General features: G+C 51.7%; 22 protein-coding genes. 12 read left to right on the forward strand and 10 right to left on the reverse strand.

The window, feature by feature from the left end:
- The first annotated feature begins 72 nt into the window (after nucleotides 1-72).
- The 3 genes from secA (at nucleotide 73) to OCU43_RS05290 (ending at nucleotide 5,096) form a co-directional block, all read left to right on the forward strand.
- Nucleotides 73-2,808: a preprotein translocase subunit SecA gene (gene secA, locus OCU43_RS05280; protein ID WP_091362095.1), complete on the forward strand. Its 2,736-nt coding sequence runs from the start codon at nucleotides 73-75 to the stop codon at nucleotides 2,806-2,808.
- A 110-nt stretch (nucleotides 2,809-2,918) separates the two neighbouring features.
- Entirely contained in the window at nucleotides 2,919-4,136 is a 1,218-nt protein-coding gene (argJ, locus tag OCU43_RS05285; protein ID WP_091362096.1) for a bifunctional glutamate N-acetyltransferase/amino-acid acetyltransferase ArgJ, read from the forward strand.
- A 30-nt stretch (nucleotides 4,137-4,166) separates the two neighbouring features.
- Complete coding sequence (locus OCU43_RS05290) at nucleotides 4,167-5,096, forward strand: Nudix family hydrolase (RefSeq protein WP_175483622.1); 930 nt, start codon at nucleotides 4,167-4,169, stop codon at nucleotides 5,094-5,096.
- A 561-nt stretch (nucleotides 5,097-5,657) separates the two neighbouring features.
- On the opposite strand, the gene yacG is transcribed toward OCU43_RS05290, so the two are convergent.
- The 5 genes from yacG to pilB all read right to left on the reverse strand — a co-directional run bounded on the left by yacG (nucleotide 5,658) and on the right by pilB (nucleotide 10,527).
- On the reverse strand, nucleotides 5,658-5,912 hold the full coding sequence (gene yacG / locus OCU43_RS05295; protein WP_175483623.1) for a DNA gyrase inhibitor YacG: 255 nt from the start codon (nucleotides 5,910-5,912) through the stop codon (nucleotides 5,658-5,660).
- On the reverse strand, nucleotides 5,905-6,522 hold the full coding sequence (coaE, locus tag OCU43_RS05300; RefSeq protein WP_091362098.1) for a dephospho-CoA kinase: 618 nt from the start codon (nucleotides 6,520-6,522) through the stop codon (nucleotides 5,905-5,907). The genes yacG and coaE overlap by 8 nt, the downstream gene beginning before the upstream one ends.
- Nucleotides 6,523-6,577: 55 nt before the next feature.
- On the reverse strand, nucleotides 6,578-7,477 hold the full coding sequence (locus OCU43_RS05305; RefSeq protein WP_091362099.1) for a prepilin peptidase: 900 nt from the start codon (nucleotides 7,475-7,477) through the stop codon (nucleotides 6,578-6,580).
- 37 nt (nucleotides 7,478-7,514) lie between these two features.
- A complete protein-coding gene (locus OCU43_RS05310; protein ID WP_091362100.1) occupies nucleotides 7,515-8,744 on the reverse strand; it encodes a type II secretion system F family protein in 1,230 nt (409 codons plus the stop codon).
- Nucleotides 8,745-8,808: 64 nt separating this feature from the next.
- Nucleotides 8,809-10,527, reverse strand: a complete 1,719-nt coding sequence (pilB, locus tag OCU43_RS05315; RefSeq protein WP_091362101.1) for a type IV-A pilus assembly ATPase PilB — start codon at nucleotides 10,525-10,527, stop codon at nucleotides 8,809-8,811.
- A gap of 427 nt (nucleotides 10,528-10,954) precedes the next feature.
- On the opposite strand from pilB, the gene OCU43_RS05320 reads away from it, so the two are divergent.
- Both OCU43_RS05320 and OCU43_RS05325 read left to right on the forward strand, forming a co-directional pair.
- Nucleotides 10,955-11,380, forward strand: a complete 426-nt coding sequence (locus tag OCU43_RS05320) for a pilin (RefSeq protein ID WP_091362102.1) — start codon at nucleotides 10,955-10,957, stop codon at nucleotides 11,378-11,380.
- 138 nt (nucleotides 11,381-11,518) lie between these two features.
- Nucleotides 11,519-11,878, forward strand: coding sequence for a hypothetical protein (locus OCU43_RS05325; protein ID WP_091362103.1), 360 nt, complete (start codon nucleotides 11,519-11,521; stop codon nucleotides 11,876-11,878).
- 421 nt (nucleotides 11,879-12,299) lie between these two features.
- Here OCU43_RS05325 and nadC read toward each other — a convergent pair whose 3' ends face one another.
- Nucleotides 12,300-13,145 carry a carboxylating nicotinate-nucleotide diphosphorylase gene (nadC, locus tag OCU43_RS05330; protein ID WP_091362104.1) on the reverse strand — a complete coding sequence of 282 codons (846 nt, stop codon included), beginning with the start codon at nucleotides 13,143-13,145 and terminating at the stop codon, nucleotides 12,300-12,302.
- Nucleotides 13,146-13,322: 177 nt separating this feature from the next.
- Here nadC and ampD point away from each other — a divergent pair, with 177 nt between their 5' ends.
- The 3 genes from ampD (at nucleotide 13,323) to OCU43_RS05345 (ending at nucleotide 15,977) form a co-directional block, all read left to right on the forward strand.
- Nucleotides 13,323-13,901, forward strand: a complete 579-nt coding sequence (gene ampD / locus OCU43_RS05335; protein WP_091362105.1) for a 1,6-anhydro-N-acetylmuramyl-L-alanine amidase AmpD — start codon at nucleotides 13,323-13,325, stop codon at nucleotides 13,899-13,901.
- On the forward strand, nucleotides 13,898-14,746 hold the full coding sequence (locus OCU43_RS05340) for a hypothetical protein (RefSeq protein WP_091362106.1): 849 nt from the start codon (nucleotides 13,898-13,900) through the stop codon (nucleotides 14,744-14,746). Before ampD ends, OCU43_RS05340 begins: the two co-directional genes overlap by 4 nt.
- Nucleotides 14,747-14,930: 184 nt before the next feature.
- A complete protein-coding gene (locus OCU43_RS05345; protein ID WP_091362107.1) occupies nucleotides 14,931-15,977 on the forward strand; it encodes an ABC transporter ATP-binding protein in 1,047 nt (348 codons plus the stop codon).
- A gap of 6 nt (nucleotides 15,978-15,983) precedes the next feature.
- Here the strand turns inward: OCU43_RS05345 and OCU43_RS05350 are convergent, their stop codons facing one another.
- The 4 genes from OCU43_RS05350 to OCU43_RS05365 form a co-directional block, all read right to left on the reverse strand.
- A complete protein-coding gene (locus OCU43_RS05350; RefSeq protein WP_091362108.1) occupies nucleotides 15,984-17,660 on the reverse strand; it encodes an ABC transporter permease in 1,677 nt (558 codons plus the stop codon).
- Nucleotides 17,661-17,767: 107 nt separating this feature from the next.
- A complete protein-coding gene (locus OCU43_RS05355) occupies nucleotides 17,768-18,751 on the reverse strand; it encodes a Fe(3+) ABC transporter substrate-binding protein (RefSeq protein ID WP_512699932.1) in 984 nt (327 codons plus the stop codon).
- A 261-nt stretch (nucleotides 18,752-19,012) separates the two neighbouring features.
- Nucleotides 19,013-19,726, reverse strand: coding sequence for a 16S rRNA (uracil(1498)-N(3))-methyltransferase (locus OCU43_RS05360; protein ID WP_091362110.1), 714 nt, complete (start codon nucleotides 19,724-19,726; stop codon nucleotides 19,013-19,015).
- 51 nt (nucleotides 19,727-19,777) lie between these two features.
- Nucleotides 19,778-21,478, reverse strand: a complete 1,701-nt coding sequence (locus OCU43_RS05365) for a sigma-54-dependent Fis family transcriptional regulator (RefSeq protein WP_091362111.1) — start codon at nucleotides 21,476-21,478, stop codon at nucleotides 19,778-19,780.
- A 424-nt stretch (nucleotides 21,479-21,902) separates the two neighbouring features.
- Between OCU43_RS05365 and OCU43_RS05370 the strand changes: the two genes are divergently transcribed.
- From OCU43_RS05370 to OCU43_RS05385, 4 genes are all read left to right on the forward strand, one after another.
- Nucleotides 21,903-22,139 carry a phenol hydroxylase subunit gene (locus OCU43_RS05370; protein WP_261832984.1) on the forward strand — a complete coding sequence of 79 codons (237 nt, stop codon included), beginning with the start codon at nucleotides 21,903-21,905 and terminating at the stop codon, nucleotides 22,137-22,139.
- 61 nt (nucleotides 22,140-22,200) lie between these two features.
- Nucleotides 22,201-23,181 carry an aromatic/alkene monooxygenase hydroxylase subunit beta gene (locus tag OCU43_RS05375; RefSeq protein WP_261832985.1) on the forward strand — a complete coding sequence of 327 codons (981 nt, stop codon included), beginning with the start codon at nucleotides 22,201-22,203 and terminating at the stop codon, nucleotides 23,179-23,181.
- A gap of 35 nt (nucleotides 23,182-23,216) precedes the next feature.
- A complete protein-coding gene (locus OCU43_RS05380) occupies nucleotides 23,217-23,486 on the forward strand; it encodes an MmoB/DmpM family protein (protein ID WP_261832986.1) in 270 nt (89 codons plus the stop codon).
- 11 nt (nucleotides 23,487-23,497) lie between these two features.
- Nucleotides 23,498-25,000 carry an aromatic/alkene/methane monooxygenase hydroxylase/oxygenase subunit alpha gene (locus OCU43_RS05385; RefSeq protein ID WP_261832987.1) on the forward strand — a complete coding sequence of 501 codons (1,503 nt, stop codon included), beginning with the start codon at nucleotides 23,498-23,500 and terminating at the stop codon, nucleotides 24,998-25,000.
- Nucleotides 25,001-25,058: the final 58 nt, after the last annotated feature.

Consider the following 25,058-nt stretch of genomic DNA (forward strand, 5'->3'; position numbering starts at 1 on the left):
GTAGAATGTTGCGTTAATTTAATACTTTAACCGGCCTAAGACCGCCGCTTCTAACAGGTAAATAATCAGATTATGTTCACTTCGATGTTAAAGAAGGTTTTTGGTAGCAAAAACGAGCGTGTACTCAAACAGATGGGTAAGATCGTTAAACAGATCAATAGCTATGAAAGCGAAGTTGAACAACTCTCCGATGATGACCTGAAGGCGAAGACGGCGGAATTCAAGTCGCGTCTCGAGCAGAATGAATCCCTCGATGCAATTTTGCCGGAAGCTTTTGCTGTTGTCCGGGAAGCGTCACGGCGGGTGATGGGGATGCGCCACTTCGATGTACAGATGATCGGTGGTATTACCCTGCATGAGGGTAAAGTTGCTGAGATGCGTACCGGTGAGGGTAAAACCCTGGTGGCAACGCTGCCGGTGTATCTCAATGCCCTGGCGGGGCGGGGGGTGCATGTTGTTACTGTCAACGACTACCTGGCCAGCCGTGATGCTGAGTGGATGCGCCCACTGTATGAGTTCCTGGGGCTGAGTGTGGGTGTGGTTCTGTCGGGACAGGATCCGCAAACCAAGCGGGATGCCTATCATGCCGATATCACTTACGGCACCAACAACGAGTTTGGTTTTGACTATCTGCGCGACAATATGGCGTTCAGTGTCGAGGATAAAGTTCAGCGGGATTTCTATTTTGCCGTGGTGGATGAGGTGGACTCTATCCTCATCGATGAGGCGCGTACCCCACTGATTATCTCCGGAGCGGCGGAAGACAGTTCAGAGATGTATCGCAAGATGAACACTCTGATTCCGGGGCTGGAAAAGTATGAGGGTGAGATCGACCCTAAAAGCGACGAAGAGATCGATGGCGATTTTGCGGTTGATGAGAAGAACCGTACTGTTGAGCTGACCGAGCGGGGCCATCAGCGGATTGAGGATATGCTCGCCAAAGAGGGGATCCTGACTGAGGGCGAAAGCCTGTATGCGCCACAGAATCTGAGCCTGCTGCACCATGTGCTGGCAGCACTGCGGGCGCATAACCTGTTTCAGCGTGATGTAGATTACATCGTTCAGGACGGCGAAGTGGTGATCGTTGATGAACATACCGGCCGTATTATGCCGGGACGCCGCTGGTCAGAAGGCTTGCATCAGGCGGTGGAGGCCAAAGAGGGCGTCCATATCAATCAGGAGAGCCAGACGCTGGCGTCGACGACCTTCCAGAACTATTTCCGGCTTTATGACAAACTCTCCGGTATGACCGGTACAGCGGACACCGAAGCGTTCGAGCTTAATCAGATCTATGGTCTGGATGTTGTGGTTATTCCGACTAACGTGCCGGTGGCCCGAATCGACTATAACGATCTGGTATTTCTCACTATCGAAGAGAAATATGAAGCGATCCTCAAAGAGATTGAACACTGCGTTGAAGAGAAACGTCCGGTGTTGGTGGGTACTGCATCGGTTGAGTCCTCTGAGCTGATCTCAGCATTTCTGAAGAAGAAAAAAATCCCCCACAATGTACTGAATGCCAAGAATCACGGTAAAGAGGCAGGGATTATTGCGGATGCCGGTCGTGCAGGGGCGGTGACAATCGCTACCAATATGGCGGGCCGGGGTACCGATATTGTGCTGGGTGGTAAGTTCGAGTCCGTTCTTGAGGGGATGGATAACCCGACTGAGGAACAGATTGCCGCGGCTAAAGCTGAGTGGCAGGCGCGGCATGATGCAGTGCTGGAAGCCGGTGGCTTGCATATTATCGGTACCGAGCGTCATGAATCACGCCGCATCGATAATCAGCTGCGGGGTCGTGCCGGTCGTCAGGGTGACAACGGTTCATCCCGTTTCTTCCTGTCACTGGAAGATGATCTGATGCGGATTTTTGCTTCCGACCGGGTTCGTCAGTTTATGAAAGCCCTGGGGATGGAGAAGGGTGAAGCGATTGAGCATAAGATGGTCTCCAATGCGATCGAGAAAGCTCAGCGTAAAGTAGAGGGCCGCAACTACGATATTCGTAAGCAGCTGCTGGAATATGACGATGTTGCCAATGATCAGCGTCGTGCTGTGTATGATCAGCGTAATGAACTGATGGCCACCAACGATATTTCCGAGACTATTGAGGCGATTCGAGCTGAGGTGGTTGATAATGCGATCAGTGACTATATCAAGCCGCAGAGTCTGGAAGAGCAGTGGGATGTTCCCGGCCTGGAGAAGCATCTGCAGTCGGAGTTTGGCCTGGAGATGCCAGTACAGGAGTGGCTGGATAAAGATGATACCTTGCATGAAGAGTCGCTCCGTGAACGCATTCTGCGCGATATCGTCGAGGATTATCAGGCTAAAGCGGCGATTGTCGGGGTAGAAAATATGCGCCTGTTTGAGAAACAGGTGATGTTGCAGGTGTTGGATACGTTGTGGAAAGAGCACCTGCAATCGATGGATATGCTGCGTCAGGGTATCCATCTGCGCGGCTATGCCCAGAAAAACCCGAAACAGGAGTATAAGCGTGAATCCTTTATCCTGTTTGAGCAGCTGCTGGAAAATATCAAGACCGATGTGATTAAGATTCTCAGTCACGTGCAGGTGCGCCAGCCGGAAGAGATTGAAGAGATGGAGCGTCAGCGACGTGAGCAGGCGGCGAAACAGCAGATGAATTTCCAGCATGACCAGTCCTCCGCGATGGCGGCTGATGAAGCTGGTGATGAGGAGGCCGTTGCCGGTGCTGAGCCTTTTGTTCGCGAAGGTAAGAAAGTGGGGCGTAATGATCCCTGTCCCTGTGGTTCCGGCAAAAAATATAAGCAGTGTCACGGTAAACTGAGCTGATCATTAATATTGAGTATTTACCCTGATCTGGTGATTGATTAATACAGAGAAAGCAGCGAAGCTGCTTTCTTTTTGTCTATAGATTAACAATAAGGTTTAAGGAGTCTGTAATGGCAGTAGGTCCTGGCACGCTTCCAACGCTGCACCCGGTTGCAGGTTTTCGTATCGGTACAACCTCGGCAGGGGTTAAAAAGCCAGGGCGAAAAGATCTGGTGCTGATGGAGATCGCAGAGGGCGCCAGCACTGCAGGGGTTTTTACCCTGAACCAGTTTTGCGCTGCACCGGTGAGAATTTGTAAGACACATCTGCAGCAGGGGATGCCATCCTATCTGGTGATCAATACCGGTAATGCCAATGCGGGGACAGGTAAGCAGGGGCATCAGGATGCTCTGGATGTCTGTCAGGCGGTTGCAGATCGGGCCGGTGTTGCTATTCAGCAGGTGCTGCCATTCTCGACAGGGGTGATCGGTGAAAAACTCCCCACGGATCGTATTATCAGCGCGGTGCCTGCTGCGTTTGATGCGCTGTCTGATGATGGCTGGCTGGAAGCCGCCAGCGGGATTATGACCACCGATACCCGGCCAAAAGCGTATTCGATGCAGCTGGAACACCAGGGGCAGGTGATCACCCTGACCGGTATTTCAAAGGGCGCGGGTATGATCAAGCCCAATATGGCAACTATGCTGGCTTATATTGCGACGGACGCAAAAGTTGAGCCTGCCCTGCTGCAGTCACTGCTAAGCCGTGCCGCAGACCAGTCGTTTAACCGTATCACCATCGATGGTGATACCTCTACCAACGACTCCTGTATGCTGGTGGCGACTGGTGCCAGTGGCGTAGAGGTGACAGAGGATAATAGCGAGCTGCTGGCTCAGTTTGGCGCCGCTGTGGATAAGGTGTTGCTGGAGCTGGCTCAGGCGATTATTCGTGATGGCGAAGGGGCAACTAAATTTGTCACCATCAGGGTTGAACAGGCCGCCAGCTCGGAAGAGGCGTTGAAAACCGCTTATGCGGTTGCTCATTCACCGCTGGTTAAAACCGCGCTGTTTGCCAGCGACCCTAACTGGGGACGGATTCTGGCGGCGGTTGGTTATGCCGGGATTGATAATCTGGATGTTGATACTCTGCAGATCTGGCTGGGAGAGGCCTGCATTGTCGAAAACGGTGGTCGGGCTGCCAGTTATACCGAGGCTGCCGGACAGGCGGTAATGAATCGTGAAGAGATCACTATCCGCATTATCCTTAATCGTGGTGATAAACAGGAAACGGTCTGGACCACGGATCTGAGTAAGGAGTATGTGGCAATCAATGCGGATTACCGCTCCTGATCCCTGCCCAGCGCTGAAACGGTACCGATTTTGAAACTGATACATGTCGCGGCTGCGGCGATCTTCAATGACTCCGGTGATCTGTTGCTGGCGCTGCGTGATAAGGCGCAGCATCAGGGGGGCTTATGGGAGTTTCCCGGGGGTAAGGTCGAACCGGGTGAAGAAGTTCGCAGTGCGCTGGCCAGAGAGTTACAGGAGGAGCTGGGGATTGAGATTGATCAGTCTGCTACCGTCCCCCTGATACAGGTCCCCTTCCACTATCCTGATAAATCGGTATTGCTGGATGTGTTCCGCGTTAACCGCTTTAAGGGGCAGGCCTATGGCCGGGAGGGGCAGCCGCTTAACTGGGTTAAACCGGCGGATCTGAGCAATTATCAGTTTCCGGCAGCGAATACACCCATTGTCAATGCGCTTCTGCTGCCGACAGCGTTAGCCATCACCCCTCGATTATCACCTGATCAGTACAGTGAATATATCGATAAAGCCCTTCAGAAGGGGGCTGAGGCGGTTATGCTGCGGGCGAAACACCTGGCTGAAACAGAGCAGCTAAACCTCTATCAACAGCTGGCAGAGGCGTTTCCTGAGCTGTTAGTAATATGGAATGGATCGCTGGACGCAGCAAACCATGCTGAAGTCACAGCGCTTCATCTCAGTTCAGAACGGCTGATGCAGCTGAACAGTCGAGAAACCTATCGTGGGCGCTGGCTGGGGGCTTCCTGCCACAATGAGGAACAGATACGCCGGGCAGAACAGATCGGCGCGGATTACATCACCCTTTCACCGGTGCAGAGAACCGCCAGTCATCCAGAGGTCACGCCAATGGGCTGGGCTGAATATTCTCGCCTGGTACGTCTATCCTCTCTGCCGGTTTATGCTCTGGGCGGTGTATCGCTGGCAGATCTTGAGCAAACCCGTCAGGCGGGTGGCCAGGGGATCGCAGCGATTAGATGTTTTTTTTGAAGCAGGGAGTGGTGAAACTGCCGGGGTTTCAAATCAGTAGGCGCTGCATCTTGCAGCGATAAAGCTTTGCCGTTGCGCAGACCTTCGCCGCTGGAAGCGGCTCCCACATTATAAAGCTGGCTCGCCACCGAGGTCTCAGATTAGTAGGCGCTGCATCCTGCAGCGATAAAGCTTTGCAGTTGCGCAGACCCTCGCCGCTGGAAGCGGCTCCCACATTATAAAGCTGACTCGCCACCGAGGTCTCAGATTAGTAGGCGCTGCATCTTGCAGCGATAAAGCTTTGCAGTTGCGCAGACCCTCGCCGCTGGAAGCGGCTCCCACACTATAAAGCTGGTTCGCCACCGAGGTCACAGATTAGTAGGAGCTGCATCTTGCAGCGATAAAGCTTTGCAGTTGCGCAGACCCTCGCCGCTGGAAGCGGCTCCCACACTATAAAGCTGGTTCGCCACCGAGGTCACAGATTAGTAGGAGCTGCATCCTGCAGCGATAAAGCCAGATGTTTATAAATCAGCTTTTACAGGTTATTCCCTGTAGTGGAAATGCTCCAGAGGAGCAGTATTCTCAGTGCAGTGGCCGGTCCAGATAGTCTGCGCTTTCGCTATCTTCGAAGCTGCTGCTGTAATCATCAACACTGGGCTCTGCCGGTATCTGATACGCCTCATCAGCCCAGGCACCCAGATCAATCAGCTTGCAGCGCTCGCTGCAAAACGGGCGAAATGGATTAGCTGTGCTCCACTCCTGGGCTTTACTGCAGGTAGGGCAGGCCACCAGTGGCTTTTTCTTGTGTGAATCAGTGTTGTCAGGCTTTTTAACCAAAATCAGACTCCCGCTCCTGTCGCGCTTTTTGCAGGAACTTTGTATGTAGTTTTTCCACCAGGGGTTTCAGTTCATCCGGCGTTCCACTGTTGTCGATCAGATCGTCTGCTTTAGCGATGCGCTGATCGCGGGGGATCTGGGCGGCAATAATCGCTTCGACCTGCTCTGCATCGGTATTATCCCGTTCGGTTGTACGGCTGATCTGAGTGGCTTCATCGACATCGATCACGACCACATGGTTTACCAGCAGGTGCTGATCGGTTTCCAGCAGCAGAGGCGAGGCGAGAATAGCATACTCCGCTTTTGAATTATCAAGTTTCAGCAGAATCCGGTCCCTGATCAGGGGGTGGAGCAGTTGCTCCAGCCAGTCCCGCTGACGGGGTGCTTCAAAGACTATTTTTCTCAGCGCTTTACGGTCCAGATTGCCATCGGATAACAGAATATCGCTGCCGAAACGCTGGGCAATTTTAGCCAGTGCCGCTTCACCCGGTTCAACGACCTCCCGGGCGACCTGGTCGGCATCAATCACATCGACAGCCAGCTGTTCAAAGAGCTGCGAAACGGCTGATTTACCACTGCCGATACCACCGGTAAGACCTACTACAAACATATCAGACTCTCTGAATGAACTGACTTTACGAAATGAAGTTTATCAATAAACAGGTTTATAAGTTTAGCAGATGCAGATACCAGCTGGTCAGCTCATCTCCCCATAACAGCGCGATCCAGCCTGCGCCTGCCAGATAGGGGCCAAAAGGGATTGGTGTTTGCGATTGCTGACGGCTGAAAGCGATCATGATCCCACCGATAATAGCGCCGATCAGTGAGGAGGCCAGAATAATCAGTGGTAGCATATCGGCGCCGGCCCAGGCTCCCAGTGCCGCAAGCAGCTTGAAATCGCCATAGCCCATCCCCTCTTTGCCGGTGGCCAGTTTGAATAGCCAGTAAACCGACCAGAGGGAGAGGTAGCCCAGCACCGCTCCCCACAGGGCTGAGGGCAGCGTGGTGAAGTAACCAAAGCTATTGATGATCAGGCCGATCCAGAGCAGCGGCAGGGTGATTTTATCCGGCAATAGCTGATGATCAATATCGATAGCGGTAAGCGCAATCAGACACCAGCTGAAGAAGATCGCGGCAAAAGCCACCGGGTTAAAGCCGAACTGCCAGACAATAAAAGCCGATATCAGCGCAGTGACCAGTTCAATAAGGGGATAGCGCAGTGATATCCTGGTTTTACAACCACTGCATTTTCCACCCAGAATCAAAAAGTAGCTAATTAGCGGAATATTTTCATACCAGTGGATCAGATGTCCGCAGTTAGGGCAGGTTGATGCAGGTTGAGCCAGGTTGAAGGGGGGGGATGGCTCTGCGGGTGTTTCCTGTGCCTCCGGATCTCTTGTTTCAGCAGCTTCAGCAGCTTCAGCTGCCATCAACTGCCATTCCCGCTCCATCATCTGTGGCAGTCTGTGAATAACCACATTCAGAAAACTGCCCACCATCAGTGCAAAAACAAAGGTAAGTGACAGCGACAACCAGGTATCAGCTGCAATCAGTTCGAACATCATAGTATCTAGGTTTTCTCAGTCAGGGTTCGTTGTATTGTTAGTGTACGACATTACCCAACTGGAAGATTGGCAGATACATGGCGATAACCAGACCGCCCACCAGAATACCCAGAATCGCCATAATCATCGGCTCGATCAGCGTAGAGAGGTTATCGACGGCGTTATCCACCTCCTCCTCATAGTAACTGGCAACCTTATCCAGCATCATCTCAAGGGAGCCCGCCTCTTCGCCGATGGCGATCATCTGGGTAGCCATCGCTGGAAACAGTCCGGTCATGGTGACGGCGTTTTGCAGTGATTGTCCGGTAGAAACGCCGTTCTTGATCTGCATAATCGCCTTTTCATAGACTACATTCCCGGAAGCGCCCGCCGCAGAATCCAGCGCATCGACCAGCGGGACACCAGCGGCAAAGGTGGTGGCCAGGGTTCGGGCAAACCGTGCAATAGCGGAGTTATGCAGTATCTTCCCGACAATGGGTAGTTTCAGTACCGTGCGATCGAGCCACTCCCGGAACCCCCGAGATTTTTCATGAGCTTTGGCAAATGAGAAACCGGCGACCGCAATCGCGATCAGTGCGATAAACCACCAGTCCTGGGCAATTTTCGACAGATGCACAACAAACATAGTGAAGGCGGGCAGGTCGGCACCGAAGCTGGAGAATACACTTTCAAACTGGGGGACTACCTTGATCAAAAGAATGGCGGACACTACCAGACCGATGACAATTACCGCAATGGGATAGGTCAGGGCTTTTTTGATCTTCTTTTTAAGAGTCTCCATTTTTTCTTTATAGGTAGCGATCCGGTCAAGCATGGTTTCCAGCGAGCCGGAACTTTCACCGGCATGGACCAGGTTGCAGTACAAATCATCAAAATATTTTGGATGGCGTTCCAGGGCTTTGGCAAAGTTGGTGCCGCCACTGACATCGGCTTTCAGATCGTATATCACCTGTTTCATCTTCTGTTTTTCGATACCGTTAGCAACGATATCGAAGCCCTGCAGTAGTGGCACCCCGGACTTCAGCATGGTGGCGGTCTGGCGGGTAAACAGGGCGATGTCCAGCGGTTTTATCGGTTTGTTATGGTTGCTGAACATGCTGTAGCTCTGTTTACGAACCTTTTTGGGCATAATACCCTGTTTGCGCAGCATCGCTTTGGCTTCAGCGAGGTTTTCAGCGTTGATCGCCCCTTTGCTGGCATTACCGCTCTTATCTTTACCTTCCCAGTTAAAGGTGAGAGGCGTTTTGTTTGCTGCTTTCTTAGCCATCCGGTTGTTTCCGTATTACAGGTTTAGAATCGTTTAATAATCAGTCGGTTTAACAAACAGCGGTTTACAGTTTTATAACCCGGTTCATCTCTTCCAGGCTGGTGACGCCCTGAATTACTTTGCGCAGGCCTGACTGTCTGAGAGAGCGGAACCCCTGCTGTTTTGCGGTTGCCAGAATATCCAGAGATGAACCGTTGTCCATAATCACCTGGGCAATCTCCGGGGTCATCGCCATGGTTTCATAGACCCCCACCCGGCCTTTATAGCCCTTATTGCACTTACTGCACCCTTCCGGATTATGCTCAAACAGACTGAGACCCGCTTTTATCTGTTCCGGAGTAAAGCCCTCTTCCAGTAATGTTGCTTCAGGAATGGTGGCGGGCTTTTTACACGCGCTGCACAGACGTCGTCCCAGTCGCTGGGCAATAATCATAGACACAGAGGTAGCAATATTAAAGGCCGGAACCCCCATATTGCGTAGTCGTGTGAGTGTTTCGGCGGCACTGTTGGTGTGCAGAGTTGACAATACCATATGGCCGGTCTGGGCGGCTTTGATAGCGATCTCAGCGGTTTCCAGATCTCGGATCTCACCTACCATTACTACATCCGGATCTTGTCGCAGGAAAGATCGCAGTGCTTCTGCGAAGGTCAGTCCCACTTTATTATTCACATGGACCTGGTTGATCCCCTCCAGGTTGATCTCTACCGGGTCCTCCGCGGTGGATATATTGCGTTCAACGGTGTTGAGAATATTCAGGCCGGTATAGAGGGAGACGGTTTTACCGCTACCGGTGGGGCCGGTCACCAGAATCATCCCTTGTGGTTTATGCAGGGTTTGCATAAACAGCTCTTTCTGGTCTTCATCGTAACCCAGCGCTTCGATCCCCATCTGCGCACTGGTGGGGTCGAGAATACGCAGCACCACTTTTTCGCCCCAGAGGGTGGGCAGGGTGTTAACCCGGAAGTCGATGGCGCGGTTTTTGGAGATCTTCATCTTGATACGGCCATCCTGGGGGACTCGTCGCTCGGAGATATCCATCTGCGACATCACTTTCAGTCGGGCGCAGAGACGGGAAGCCAGATTGGCTGGGGGCTTGGCGACCTCCTGCAGAATGCCGTCGATACGGCAGCGGATGCGGTAGGATTTCTCATAGGGCTCGAAGTGGATATCCGAAGCACCGGTTTTTATCGCATCCAGCAGTATTTTGTTGACGAAGCGTACAATCGGAGCATCGTTGGCGGCTTCTTCACCATTGTCTTCCTGCTGCTCATTAAGCCCCTCATCGATCTCCAGGTTATCGAGATCGGCATCTTCCAGGCCATCGAGGGCGGAGTTCTGTTCATCGAGGAAGGTGTCGATCAGATGGGCGAGCTTATCCTCTTCAACGATCACCCCCTCGGTGGTGGTGCCGGTATGGAACTTAAACTCATCCAGCGCCTGAATATTGGTAGGGTCTGAGATTGCCACATAGAGGCGGTTCTCACGCTTGATCAGAGGCAGGGCATGGTGTTTGGTGATTAGCTTTTCATCCACCAGGCCCTGGGGCAGCGCTTCAATATCGATGACATCGAGGTCAAACAGGGGCATGCCGAACTCATCGGCAGCGGCCGCAGCAGCCCGATAGGCACTCACCAGGCGGTTTTCGATAATATGGGCGATAAAGGGCTTATTGTCCTTGCGGGCGGTTTTCAGGGCGTCCATGGCAACATCGGATGAAAACACACCGTCATTAACCAGTCGTCGTGCCAGACCACTCAGCGGCTGAAAGGGTTGTACGCTCATTATTCAGAGAATCCATTTTTATCTGTTGATATCGGCGACAGAAACAATAGCTTAAGTTGGCGGCCTGAATTTGTATAGCTAAAGCTGTTATCCTTTATCTCTTATTGTTTGTCAGTTCTTAATACCGACGGCTTTACCTCTAAGGCATCCATTACTGTCTACCATCACCACTCATGAAAAGTTATAAAGAATAAGATCTTACCTTTAACCTAAACTGCCTTGTATTATTATCTATTTGTAAAGTAACATCTATCGGTCGGTTTGAGAATCAACAGACGCTTGCTTCAGGTCACTGGACTGCCATAAAAAATAGGTTACTATCTGTATCAGGCTCGTATGGAGCATGGAGGATGGGCCCTATGGCAAGGGAAAGAGTCGTTCGGAGCAAGGATGATGATGAATACTTTACTCGCTGGAGAGATTACGAATGAAAAACACTATTAAAAAACAGCAGGGTTTTACCCTGATAGAATTGATGATCGTGGTCGCGATTATCGGTATTCTGGCGGCAATCGCGCTGCCTGCGTATAACACTTATACCAAGAAAGCTCGTTTTTCTGAAGTGGTACAATCAGTTACAGGTGTTAAGTCTGCAGTTGAAGTGTGTTATCAAACAGGAAATGCTTTAGCTGATTGTGATACCGCGGGCAACGGTTCAGTTAGTACTGCTGTAGGTATGGCAAACGTTGGTACTTATGTTTCTACTGTTACTGCTGTAGATGGTACAATAACAGCAACCGGTAGTGCAGAAGTTGATAATAAAACCTTTATTCTCGTACCAACAGAAGTGAATAGCGGTCTTACTTGGTCTTCAAGCGGTGGTACTTGTATTGCTGCAGGTTTGTGTGACTAATAACCTGAATAGGTTTGTGAAAAAAGCGCAAATTATTTTGCGCTTTTTTTATGCCTGAAATTAGCCTTTCAGCTACTATATTTAGCTATAAGGTTATGATTTACTTAGGTTCAAATTATAAGAAAGCCCCGGTACCCAATGAACAAAAAAACCATCCTCCTTATCCTGATCGCTATAACCGCGGCAGTCACCTACTATCTCTACGAAGAGCCGCTGCCTATTGAAAAACGGGCAGTGGTTGAAGCGGATCTGGCCGCTCAGCCGGATAAATACCCTGCGACCCCGGTATGGTGGTCAGATGGTGGTATTCTGGCGATCGGTATGCTGCCCCGTGAAGGAGGGGAAAAACGCAATGACAGTGCCAAAGAGATCTGTCAGATTCTCTGGAAGCATAACGTTAATAAAACCGTAGTTGAGGTGTACGATATCCTGCAGATTCAGAAAAGTGATGAGTGGGAACTGATTGGCGCAGCGGATTGTCGGCGCAAAGCACCATAATTAAAAGCACCGTAATTCAAAGCTCTGTAATTCAAAGCTCTGTAATGGAAAGCTCCGTCATTAAAAGCCGGGTAATTATTCAAATTCAGGCTTTTTTGAGCAAATCAACAGATAGTTTGCAGGGTTGTTACTCAAAGTGAGTATGAGAGTTTTATTGTTATTCTTTCTATATTGGAATTAATAGGCCGCTCTGAACATAAAAAAATCCGCACAGACAGGCGGATTTTTTATGGCGCATCGCACTTTAATTGGGAATATATTCTGCAGTCCAATTAAAAGCAGACTTACCACAGTACCCAGGGGGCATAATAAGGTCACGAAGAGCACAAAGAAACTGAGAGGATAGAGCTTCTATGAATAGCTCTTCTTCGTGTCCTCTGTGTCCTCAGTGGTGAATTTTTCTTTTGCTTTGCGTTTTGCCTCAGATAAACCGCATCGACAGGTCCACCGCTTTGCAATCTTTGGTTAGCAAGCCGATCGAAATATAGTCAACGCCGGTTTCGGCGATGCTGCGCAGGGTGTTGGCATCGATGCCACCTGAGGCTTCCAGTTTAGCCGGTGTGGGGTGTTCCTTGTTCTTCTGTACTGCCAGGCGCAGGCCGGCATGGTCAAAGTTATCCAGCATAACGATATCGGCCTGAGCATCCAGTGCCTCTTGTAGTTCTGCAAAAGACTCGACCTCAACTTCTACCGGTTTGCCCGGTTCGTTGCGCTTGGCGGTGGCGACCGCGCTGGCGACTGAACCGCAGGCCATAATATGATTTTCCTTGATCAGAAATGCATCATAGAGACCGATTCGGTGGTTGAAACATCCTCCACAGGTCACCGCATATTTTTGCGCGTTACGCAGGCCGGGAATGGTTTTGCGGGTATCCAGCAACTTCACGCCGGTGCCTTCAACCAATGAGGCATAGTAGGCACTGATCGTCGCGGTACCGGAGAGGGTTTGCAGAAAGTTCAGTGCGCAACGCTCTCCGGTGAGCAGTGAGCGAGCCGGCCCCTGCAGTTCAAACAGGGGCTGATTAGGAGTCACCCTATCCCCATCGTTGACCAGCCAGTTCACCCTGACACGGTCATCGACCTGGCGAAATACCTCATTGACCCACCCGACACCGCAGATAACCGCGTCTTCACGGCTGATTACCCGTGCGCTGGCCTGCTGCTCTGCCGGTATCAGTTGGGCGGTGATATCTCCGTCACCCAGATCTTCCGCCAGCGCGGTGGTTACGGTAGGTGGGATATCGCTGAGCAGTCGGTTAGTGGCCATAAGGGCTCCGTGTTGGTGATCAGATTGCGGTTGTTCTGCTATCAAAGGGTCTGTCTGTTCTGATAGCTTGTCTGAAATAGAAGGCGTGGTACTATCAAAGGGCACTTATATGAGCCACACCAAGGTCGCTATTTTAACGGAAAGCCGCTGGGTAAAGTAGTCGCTGGCAGGGGAAAAATGACGCAGTTTAACGAGATTTACACAATCAAGGAGGGCTGGCTTAGTGGTGCAGAGCGCTGCCCATCGCCCAACTTTAATCAGCGACCAGATAGCATGCAACCCCGGTTGCTGGTAATACACAATATCAGTTTGCCGCCGATGAAATTTGGTGGGGGTTATATCCGGGATTTTTTTCTCAATCGCCTGGATAGCAGTGCTGACCCCTATTTTGAAACGATCAGCGCTTTGCAGGTGTCAGCGCACCTGCTGATTGAACGCAATGGACGGATGGTTCAGTTTGTTGGTTTTGATCAGCGCGCCTGGCATGCCGGGCAGTCGAACTACGATGGTTGTGATAACTGTAATGACTTTTCCATCGGTATTGAACTGGAAGGAGCAGATCATATCCCCTACACCGATGCGCAGTATCGGCAACTGGCCAGAGTGACTGCGGCATTGATCAGCTACTATCCTGAGATGGGGACTGAACATATCACCGGCCACTCTGATATTGCGCCGCAGCGTAAAACAGACCCCGGTCCGGCATTTAACCGGAACTATTTTTATCGCCTTTTGACACAGGAGATACACGGATGAAGTTTCTGGCAGTGATGCTGGTGATTGTTTTGGGACGCTATACACGACGGTCACCTAAGGTTATCAGGCTGGCCCGTGCCGCCATTCCTCAGAGTTCTCTTCACTGGATTATGCTGACCCTGTATATGGTGGCTCTGGAGGCCCTGCTATTGCAGTTTTTCCGCTGGGAGTTTGGCATCTTTGTGCTGGCCATTGAGCTGGCGGCGCTCTACCTTTATCTGGAGAACTGGTCGCCCAGTGATATTACCGGGAAGTACTATCGGGACTGGTGTAAAGGCAATTTTCAGGCATCCTGGTTGCAGTTGGCGGAGCTGCTTGGGCTTAATCGCACGGATGATGTCACGGATTGTCAGTCAGCCCACTATGCGATTTGTCAGCAGTATTTCTACCTGTCGCTTGTTGGCTTTTTTGCCCTGTTGTTCTGGTTTATCTTGCTGGGTATCCCGGGTTTGTTTCTGGCTCTGTGGGCGGGCTGGTTAATCCAGCATAAACATACCAAACGACTGCCGGGCATCGCTGAACTGGTTATCCGGATCCCCGCCCGCTTATTAGGCTTTACCTTTTTCATTGTCGGCAACGGCCTGAGTGCCTATACCCAGCTTAATAACCCGGAAGCCAAAGATCATAATGTCAGTGACTGGCTGTTCAGAATCGCTCTGGCCGCGGTGGGAGAGGAGAGCTATCAGCAATACCGGTTTGCGGGCGATTGTGGCGATGAAGAGTTTCGACACCATGCGGCTGAAGAGATTATCAGCCTGAATCGGTTGATCCGCCGATCAGCGATCCTGTGGTTAATGGTATTTGGTGTGCTGACAATGCTGGGTGTGGAAACCCCGCTGTATTAAACTCCGCTGTATCCCTCGCCAGAAGCCCTTAATTCCCAGCAGATATGCTAGCGTCATAGATGGATGCTTTTATGGGAGGCGCGCCCTCGCAGCGAGGCAGTTCTCTTGTGCGGGGTTATATGGTTGAAATCAGCGTCGTTATAAGCGAGAATCATTTTCATTTAGGTGAGAGTGTTCCCAACTTATGACCCCCCTGCTGGAACTCAGATCGATCAGCTGCGGCTATGACAACACAGTGATTACCCAACAACTGAGTTTTCAGTTGCAGGCGGGGGAGATTGCCTGCCTGCTGGGCCCCAGTGGTTGTGGTAAAACAACGGTGTTGCGGGCCATCGCCGGTTTTAATCCTCTGCTATCCGGAAGTATTGTGCAGAACGGTACACCGATATCTGCAGCGGGTTTTACCCTGCCGCCGGAACAGCGTGGCATCGGTGTGGTTTTTCAGGACTACGCACTGTTCCCCCACCTCAGCGTATTTGACAATATCGCCTTTGGTTTAAAGGGCCGTAGTCGCGATGAAAAACGTGAAGCGGTCGCCGCTTTATTGCAACTGGTTGAGTTGCCTGATCTCTCCGCCCGCTATCCCCACGAACTTTCCGGTGGTCAGCAGCAGCGGGTGGCGCTGGCCCGGGCGCTGGCACCGAAGCCAAAACTGCTGTTGCTGGATGAGCCTTTCTCCAATCTTGATACCGATCTGCGCCGCCAGCTGGCGCTGGAGGTGCGTTCCATTCTCAAGGCTCAGGGAATAGCGGCGATTATGGTGACCCATGATCAGGAGGAGGCGTTTGCCATCAGTGATCAGTTGGGAATTCTGGCGCAGGGACAACTGCAGCAATGGGGGACGCCTACAGAGCTGTATTATCGCCCGGTTAACCCGTTGGTGGCTGGTTTTGTGGGTAAAGGGGAGTTGTTTTCGGGTGAATGCCTGGATGCGACCACGGTCAGAACCGAGCTGGGTACCATTGAGTTTGCCGAGCCCTTTGGTGCTGAAGTTGGGAAACCGCTGTCGCTCTTTATCCGCCCGGGGGATATCCGTCCCAGTATTGAGCCCGGTGCCGTGATGGCCACTATCGAACAGAAAGAGTTTCTCGGCAGTTCTGTGGTGTATCAGTTAAGCCTGCCTTCCGGTCGCCGGATTGAGTCTGAGATCTATGAACCCCTGATGCTGGAAGTGGGAGCCAGGGTGTCACTGCATGTGGCGGCCCATCGGCCGATTGCCTTCGCGCTTTAATGGTTTTCAGTTGCTATCGCGGGTCGCTGAGATGGTCCGGCTTAGCAGTATGACCGGGATAATGCCAACCAGAACGATCAGCAGGGCGGCCAGTGAACAGGCTTCCAGCATCTCGTCTGAAGCATACTGATAGACATAGGTTGCCAGGGTGTCGTAGTTAAAGGGTCGCAGGATAAGCGTGGCGGGCAGTTCCTTCATGCAATCGACAAACACCACCAGTGCGGCTGTCAGCACCCCTCCCTTAATCAGCGGCAGATGAACTTTTACCAGGGTTTGCAGTGGCGAGTGACCCAGCGAACGGGAAGCCATGTCCATGTTTTCGGTTATCTTATTCAGGCTGGACTCGACTGAACCCACCGAGACGGCCAGAAAGCGAACCACATAGGCAAAGATCACTGCGAAGGCGGTTCCGCTGAGCAGAAGTCCGGTGGAGATACCCAGCAGTTGCTCCATCAGGCTATCAACGAAGTTATCGAAAGCAGCGAGGGGGATGATGACCCCGATCGCTAGCACGGCTCCGGGCATCGCGTAGCCCAGGCTGGCAAACCGGGCAGCCAGACTGAGGCTGCTGTTTTTGTGTAGCCGTTTTGAATAGGCCAGTAGCAGTGCCACAAGAATGGTCAGTAGTGCCGCACAGCCTGAGAGTATAAAGCTGTGGCTGGCATGGAGCTGAAAATCGCTGCTCCAGAGCTGATCAAGGTTATTCAGGGCGTAACCCGCCAATACCCATACCGGAATAATAAACCCGGCAATCACTGGCAGCGCACATAACAGCGTGGCCCCCCAGGCGCGCCATCCTTTCAGAGGATATCCGGTCAGCGTTTTGAAGCGGTCTGCGCTGTGAAACTGTCGCTGCTTCGCCCGGGCCAGTCGCTCCAGTGAGATCAGGATGACCACAAATATCATCATCAGACTGGCGATCTGTGCTGCACCACCCAGATTGCTCATATTCAGCCAGGTATCGTAGATACCGGCACTCATACTTTTGACGGCAAAGTAATCCACCGTACCAAAATCGTTAATGGTTTCCATCGATACCAGCGAGAGGCCTACGGCGATGGCCGGACGGGCGATCGGCAGGGATACCCGGTAGAAACTCTGCCACGCGGTACAGCCCAGCGTGCGGCTGGCATCGTGAATAGTGGTGGACTGCTCCAGAAAGGCAGCCCGTGCCAGCAGATAGATATAGGGGTAGAGTACCAGAGCCAGCATCAGAATGGCGCCGCCGAGGGTGCGGATATCGGGAAACCAGTAATCACGGGCGGATTGCCAGCCGAACAGCTCCCGCAGAAAAATCTGCAATGCCCCGGAGTATTCCAGCAGATCGGTATACACATAGGCGATCACGTAGGCCGGGACCGCAAAGGGCAGCAGCAGTGCCCACTCAAACATTCGACGACCGGGAAAACGACACATGGTCACCAGCCAGGCACCGCAGACGCCGATAGCGATTGACAGCGCGCCAACCCCCAGCATCAGTATCAGGGTTGTGGTGATGTACACGGGTAGCACCGTTTCTGCCAGATGGGTCCAGATATTTTCTCTGGGGAACAGCGCCAGATAGAAAACCGACAGCACCGGCAGGGCTACCATCAGTGCTGTACCCCAGGTACAGCTATACCAGCCAAACAGGTAACGGTTGTTTTCAGAAATACTCTGTTTTGAATCGCTCACTCTGGCCATATGGGGAGCGGGTTTTGCCCGCGCAACTCTCTGCTGTTAACGAAAAAACGGTAGCACGAGACTACCGTTTGTGTGAATCATTGTCGATCACTGTTACAGAAGGTTGATCAGTTATCGAAGCCAACTTTATCAACCATCCGTGATGCCTGCACTCTTAACTCAGCGACCTTCTGCAGGTTGATATTGTCCTGTTTGAACTCTCCCATATATTGGTTCAGCAGCGCTGAACGGGGAGTTGCGGGGCGCACCGGAAACTCAAAGTTAGCTTCGGCGTACATCGATTGTGCCTGGGCTTCGCTCAGGAACTCCAGCAATTTGATGGCACTCTCTTTGTGGGGCGCATACTGGGTGAGAGCAGCACCGGAGATGCTCATATGTGCGCCACGATCATCCTGATTGGGAAAGACCAGGTTGACCGCATTGGCCCACTCTTTCTGTTCCGGTTGTTTTTCATTGGTGAGCATTTTGCCGAAGTAGTATGAGTTGCCCAGGGCGATATCACACACTCCCTCTTTAACCGCTTTGACCTGCGCACGGTCATTCCCCTGAGGCTTTCGGGCCAGGTTGGCTTTGACACCTTCGAGCCATTTTTCTGCTTCCGCTTCACCGTGATAGGCGATCATCGAACCGATCAGTGACAGGTTGTAGGTGTGCTTGCCACTACGGGTGCAGATACGTCCCTTCCATTTGGGATCCGCCAGTTCTTCGTAAGTTTTAATCTCGCCCTCTGCGACCCGCTCTTTTGAAGCGTAGATCAGACGGGTACGGCTGGTAAGTCCGAACCAGCGGTTTTGCGGGTCACGATAATGGGCTGGAATATTATTTGTCAGGACGTCACTCTGCACCGGTTGGGTCAGTCCCTTTTCGACCACATCGTAGAGTGGCCCGATATCCGATGTCAGGACAATGTCCGCGGGGGAGTTCTTACCTTCATGCTCTAAGCGTTCAATCAGCCCTTTTTTGGCAAACACAACATTGGTTTTGATACCGGTGTCTGCAGTGAAAGCTTCCAGCATCGGTTGAATCAGAAACGGTTGACGATATGAATAGATATTAACTTCATCAGCGGTGGCTACAGAGCTGACCGCCATTGTCAGTGGCAGAGCGAGAAAGGCGAGTTTTTTGAACGGCTGCTTGAACGTTTTTCGCATAGTTGAAACACCTGAGTTGTGCCTGAATGATTAAAAGGGTTAAGCGTCAGCCCTTTATATTGCAGTGATAATGCGAACTATTCTTATTTAACTTGGGGCTGATGTCAACTCAAATGAGGATGATTCTCAATTAAATTTTTTTATATCTGGGTTATCCGACGGTCACAATGGCGGTTGCAGACAGGTACAGCGAAGCGTGACTCAGATGGGGAACAGTCTGGCCAGTAATACCGGCACTGCGTTTTCAACCCGCAGAATTCGCTGACCGATATGGATCGCTTCAAATCCGCAGGCCTGAAGCTTTTCCACTTCATAGGGAATAAAGCCGCCCTCGGGACCGATCGCCAGTGTTGTCGCTTCGTCGCTGGCCCCGGGGCAGGGAACGGCGTGATAGGGGTGTGCGACCAACGCCCGGGTCTGACGGGCGATCTCGGGAAGTTCATCCTCTACAAAGGGCTTAAAACGCTTTCGCAGGTGTACTTCAGGCAGCACTGTGTCGCCTGCTTGTTCCAGGCCCAGCAGTAACTGCTCTCTGAGATTATCCTGCTGTAAAGCCGGCGTTGACCAGTAGCTTTTATCCACTTTGTAGGAGTTGATCAGATAGAGTTGTTTGACACCCATACTGGTAATGGTTTGCAGGGTGCGTTTCAGCATCTTGGGTCGAGGCAGAGCCAGAAGCAGGGTCAGCGGCAGAGCGGCAGGGGGTTGGTGTACCAGCTCTACCTCCAGAGTAATACTCTGATCCGTCAGACCGATCACCGTGCCGCTGCCGGTCGCGCCGTTTAGCAAACCTACTCTGAGCTGCTGACCCAGGGCGGGTTGGTGAAACAGTCTGATATGGTGAAAGCGCCGGTCACTGATGACCGCCCTGTTGGTTGTACTATAGTCACTTTCAAACAGCAGTATCAGGTTCATGGCCGACTCAGAATGGAGATAAGGGGGCCATTCTAAAGCAGCTTTAAGCGGTTATCCATCGCCGAGTTTTTTCAGGCGATAGGCCAGCGCCGGACGCGTGAGTCCCAGTTTACGTGCCGCTTTTGAAACATTGTTGTTGCACCGGGACATCGCCTCCTCAATCAGCTTCTGCTCCAGCTGTTCGAGGCTGAAGTTGTCAACCAGCAAACTCTCTACCGGTTCTGTCGTCGTTAAGCTGGATTTGGGTGCCTCTTCGCAGAGTTGTCCCCGGCCACCAATAATATTCAGGGGATGAGAGGGCTCAGACAGTGAGGGAAAGAAGCTGGACATACTGATGGACTGATTATTTTCAGTCAGAATAACGCCCCGCTCGATCATGTTTTCCAGCTCGCGGATATTACCGGGCCACTTGTACTGAATCAGTGCCTGCATCGCCTTATCTGAAATACCGGAGGTTTTTTTATTGTACAGGGTGCAGTATTTTTTCAAAAAGTGCTCTGTTAACAGCGGAATATCTTCAGTACGGTCGCGCAGCGGAGGGATATGCACCGGATAAACATTTAAGCGGTAAAACAGATCTGCGCGAAAACGACCCTCCTGGACCGCTGTTTCAAGATCCTCATTGGTCGCAGCTACCACCCTGACATCGATGCGCCGGGTGCGGTTATCACCGACCCGTTCAAACTCTGATTCCTGCAGAACTCTCAACAGTGAGGCTTGCGCCCTTGGGGTCAGCTCGATCACCTCATCGAGAAAAATAGTGCCGCGGTGAGCCCGTTCAAATTTACCTTCGCGGGATTGGATTGCGCCGGTGTAAGCGCCTTTTTCTACCCCGAATAACTCAGCTTCAATCAGGTCCGGCGGGATGCAGGCACAGTTAACCGCAACAAAGGGTTGGTTTGCCCGGTCACTGGTTGTGTGAAGGCCCCGGGCTACGACCTCTTTGCCGACGCCGGTTTCTCCCTGCAGCAGCACACTCACTTTACTTTTTGAGGCTTTACGAATCAGGTGGCAGACATTTTTAAAGGCTGCTGAGTGGCCGACACTGTTAAATAAGAGGTCCTCTTCTGCATCGTTACTGCGAAACTGATCTTTCAGAACACTGACCTCATCCTGTAGCGCCAGCAACTGTTCAATAATCGGGTCGGGAAGCAGGTATTTTTCTGTCTCTTCGGCATCATCCCAGTCTTCGGCCGGACGCCCCTCAATATGACAGTGATCGGCTCCAGTCGCAGCGCACTGAGTTTCCCTGAAGATGATCTGCCGGTTCATGTAATAGGTTGAGAAACCACTGGCGTAACCGAGCAGTGTCCAGCATACCGGAACGTCTGAATTGCCAGAGCTTGCCAGGTGGGTTTCCACTTCATGGGAGTTGTACCAGTCAAAAGCACCATAGAAATGCTGGCTATCTTCGTCGAACTCCAGAGAGCGCGGGATAACTTTGACCATGCCTTTGATGGCATGAAGCTGAGGTCCCACCATGAAAACCTCTTCAGCGGTCATATCAGGACGAACTTTTTTAGCCAGTTCGGCATCCCGCCAGCCGGTATGATATCCGAAGCGCATCAGAAAGCCTTTCGCTCTCTCGACTCCCAGGGTCTGGATCAACTCGTTTCGCAGCAACCCCATTACTGCGGAATGGATCAGCAACATCCGCTGCTCATCCAGCCAGATTTTGCCCTCCTCATTGTCGAAACGGATCTGTTCTAAGAGATCCTGAGCGTCAGGAAGCTTAGGTTGTAGTTCTGTCATATGGCACTGCTTTTGTTATTTTTTTTTTTAATGAGTATCGGCGTCGGAGGCCTGCTTGTTTTTTATTGTGACGCTTATTTTGTCTAAAAAACAACACCTATTTTTAAATATCCCTCGGGAGTGTACAGCTCATACTCAGAGGGGCTTTTTTAATTTTTTCATTAACTTTTCACTATTTCATCACCTGTTATCCGTTCCACTGCGGGGTAGCTGTTGGCCATAGTCAGGCTGATGTATTGTTTTTTTTATTATTTAAAATCAATATCTTATTTGTTCTGTTTGGCCGTTTTACAGATTTTTTCTATCTCTGGCACAGCCATTGCTGTAACCCCTGTGATCAAAACTTAATTTTACAGGTGATCATATGGCAGATCTGAAACTACACAGCCCTCATGCTTCTGGGAACCGGTCCGGCTTAGACCAGATGACTAAGTATATCCGGGTGCGTAGTGATAAAAATGCTCGTTTTGTCGAGTTTGATTTTGCTATTGGAGACCCCTCTCTGTTTGTCGAACTGATTATGCCTCAAGGTGCCTTTAAACATTTCTGTGCCGCCAACGATGTGGTCTTTATGACCCGGGAACAGCAGGAAAATGTCGATGCCGAGATGGAAAAATGGCGCTACGGAGAGGACACGCTGATGGCGAACAACCATAGCTGAGCCTTGCGGCAACACTGCACTTATTCAATAAAAACAATGAACCCAAGATGGGATAACGCAGATGACTATAGAAATAAAAACAGCCATGCTGGAACCGGTGCGCAACACTTTTGCGCACATTGAACGCCGTTTTGGTGATAAACCGGCGACCCGTTACCAGGAAGCCACCTATGATGTGGCTTCCGAGATTAACTTTCACTACAAGCCGCTGTGGCAACCTGAGTTTGAACTCAACGATAAAGGCCGTACCGCTATCGTGATGCAGGACTGGTACGCCTTCAAAGACCCCCGTCAGTTTTATTACGGCACCTATGTGCAGATGCGCGCCAAACAGCAGGAGGTGGCTGAGAGTAACTACAGCTTCTTCGAAAAGCGCGATCTGGCCCGACTGATTCCGGATGAGATTCAACAGAAAGTGATTCGTCTGCTGCTGCCGCTGCGTCATGTCGAGCAGGCCGCCAACCTGAATAATATGTATGGCAGTTCGCTGGGCTATGGCACCGCTATCACCCAGGCCCTGCTGTTTAACGGTATGGATCGTCTGGGCAACGCTCAGTATCTGTCCCGTATCGGTCTGATTCTCGATGGCAACTCCGGTGATGCCCTGGCCGAGGCGAAACGCTACTGGATGGACGATGCGGTGTGGCAGGGCGTACGTGCTTACTGCGAGGCCAATATCTGTGTTGAGGACTGGTTTGAGTCTTTTGTTGCTCAGGACGTGGTGCTGGATGGCCTGATCTATGAACTGGTTTATCTGAAGTTCGATCAGTGGCTGGCAGATAATGGCGGTCAGGATATCAGTATGCTCACCGAGTTTATTCAGAACTGGAATAAAGACACCAATCGCTGGGTGGATGCGGTGATGAAGATCGCGGCTGCGGAATCCGATACCAATCAGCAGCAGCTGAGTCAGTGGCTTGAGCACTGGAAGGGGAAAGCCCTTGAGGCGCTGGCGCCGCTGGCGGCTGAGATGATCGGTCCGGAAGCGCTGGCGATCGCCGAAGATGCCTGGGGTAAACGTCTGGCAAAAGCCGGACTGTAATAACACCACGAATAAAAACAATAAGGTTTCTAACCATGTCAAAAGTCTATATCGCACTGCAGGACAATGATGAGTCCCGCTATATCGTTGAAGCAATCGAAGAGAGTAACCCGGATGCCACGGTTATCCATCAGCCCGCCATGATCCGCATCGAGCGCGAACACCGTCTGGTGATCGAGCGGGCGGTCGTGGAAGAGAAGATGGGCCGGGACTGGGATGTGCAGGAGCTGCACGTCAACCTGATCACCCTCGGCGGTAACGTAGATGAAGATGACGACCAGTTCGTTCTCGAGTGGAAACAGTAAGGGGTAACATCATGGCTGCTAAAAAACTCAATATCAAAGATAAGTATCGCCTGCTCACCCGTGACCTGGACTGGGAGTTCTCCTATGAAGACCGGCAACAGGCATTTCCCTACGAGGAATTTGAGGGGATTAAAATCACCGACTGGAATAAGTGGGAAGACCCGTTCCGTCTGACCATGGATTCCTACTGGAAATACCAGGCAGAGAAGGAGAAAAAACTCTATGCCATCTTCGATGCCTTCTCGCAGAACAATGGTCATCTGAACGTGGTCGACCCCCGCTATGTGAATGCGGTGAAGATCTTTCTGACGGGGGTTTCGCCACTGGAATATCAGGCGTATCAGGGGTTTGCCCATGTAGGTCGTCAGTTCGGCGGTGTCGGTGCCCGGGTGGCCTGTCAGATGCAGTCGCTGGATGAGCTGCGTCATGTACAGACGCAGATCCATGCGATGAGCCACTACAACAAGTTCTTCGATGGCTTCCAGGAGTTCAGCCATATGCATGACCGGGTGTGGTACCTCTCGGTACCCCGCTCATTCTTCTGCGATGCGCGAAGTGCTGGCCCATTCGAATTCATGATCGCCATCGGCTTCTCCTTTGAATACGTGCTGACCAATCTGCTGTTTGTGCCCTTTATGTCCGGTGCTGCCTATAACGGCGATATGGCCACGGTGACCTTTGGTTTCTCCGCCCAGTCCGATGAAGCCCGTCATATGACCCTCGGTCTGGAAGTAATCAAGTTCCTGTTGGAGCAGCATGAGGACAATATACCGATTGTGCAGAAGTGGATCGACAAGTGGTTCTGGCGTGGCACCCGTCTGCTGACCATCGTGGCGATGATGATGGACTACATGCTGCCGAATAAAGTGATGTCCTGGAAAGAGGCCTGGGAGGTCTACTTCGAAGAGGCCGGTGGCGCGCTATTTAAGGATCTGGCCCGTTACGGCATCCGTATGCCGAAATACGCCGAGACCATCGAGAAAGAGAAAGAGCATATCTCCCATCAGGCCTGGTGGACCTTCTATACCCACGGGCATGCTGCCGGGTTCCACACCTGGATACCTTCTGATGAGGAGCTGGACTGGCTGTCGGCGCAATACCCGGACACTTTCGATAAATACTACCGGCCTATGTGGGAGTTAGCTAAGGAGCAGGAGGCTAAGGGCGAACGCTTTTATACCACAGGCTTGCCGCAGCTGTGTCAGACCTGTCAGATCCCGATGCTGTTTACCGAGATGGATAACCCCAACCAAAACTCGATGCGTGATTACCTGTATCAGGGCGAGCGTTATCACTTCTGCTCCGATGGTTGCTGCGACATCTTCAAAGAGGAACCGGAAAAGTATGTCCAGGCCTGGCTGCCGGTACATCAGATCTTCCAGGGTAACTGCGGCGGTCCCGATGTTGGCGATATTCTCAAGGATTACTACAAGATGAATAATGGCGTCGACAATATGGATATTAAAGGCTCTCCCGATGAGATGCGCTGGAATCAGTGGAAAGGTATTGCCTGAACCGGTCATCAACCTGTCAACGGGTGTGGCAGGGCTGTACCCGTACAAGAATAACAAG

It is taken from the genome of Amphritea atlantica (genome assembly GCF_024347255.1).
Taxonomy (GTDB): domain Bacteria; phylum Pseudomonadota; class Gammaproteobacteria; order Pseudomonadales; family Balneatricaceae; genus Amphritea; species Amphritea atlantica.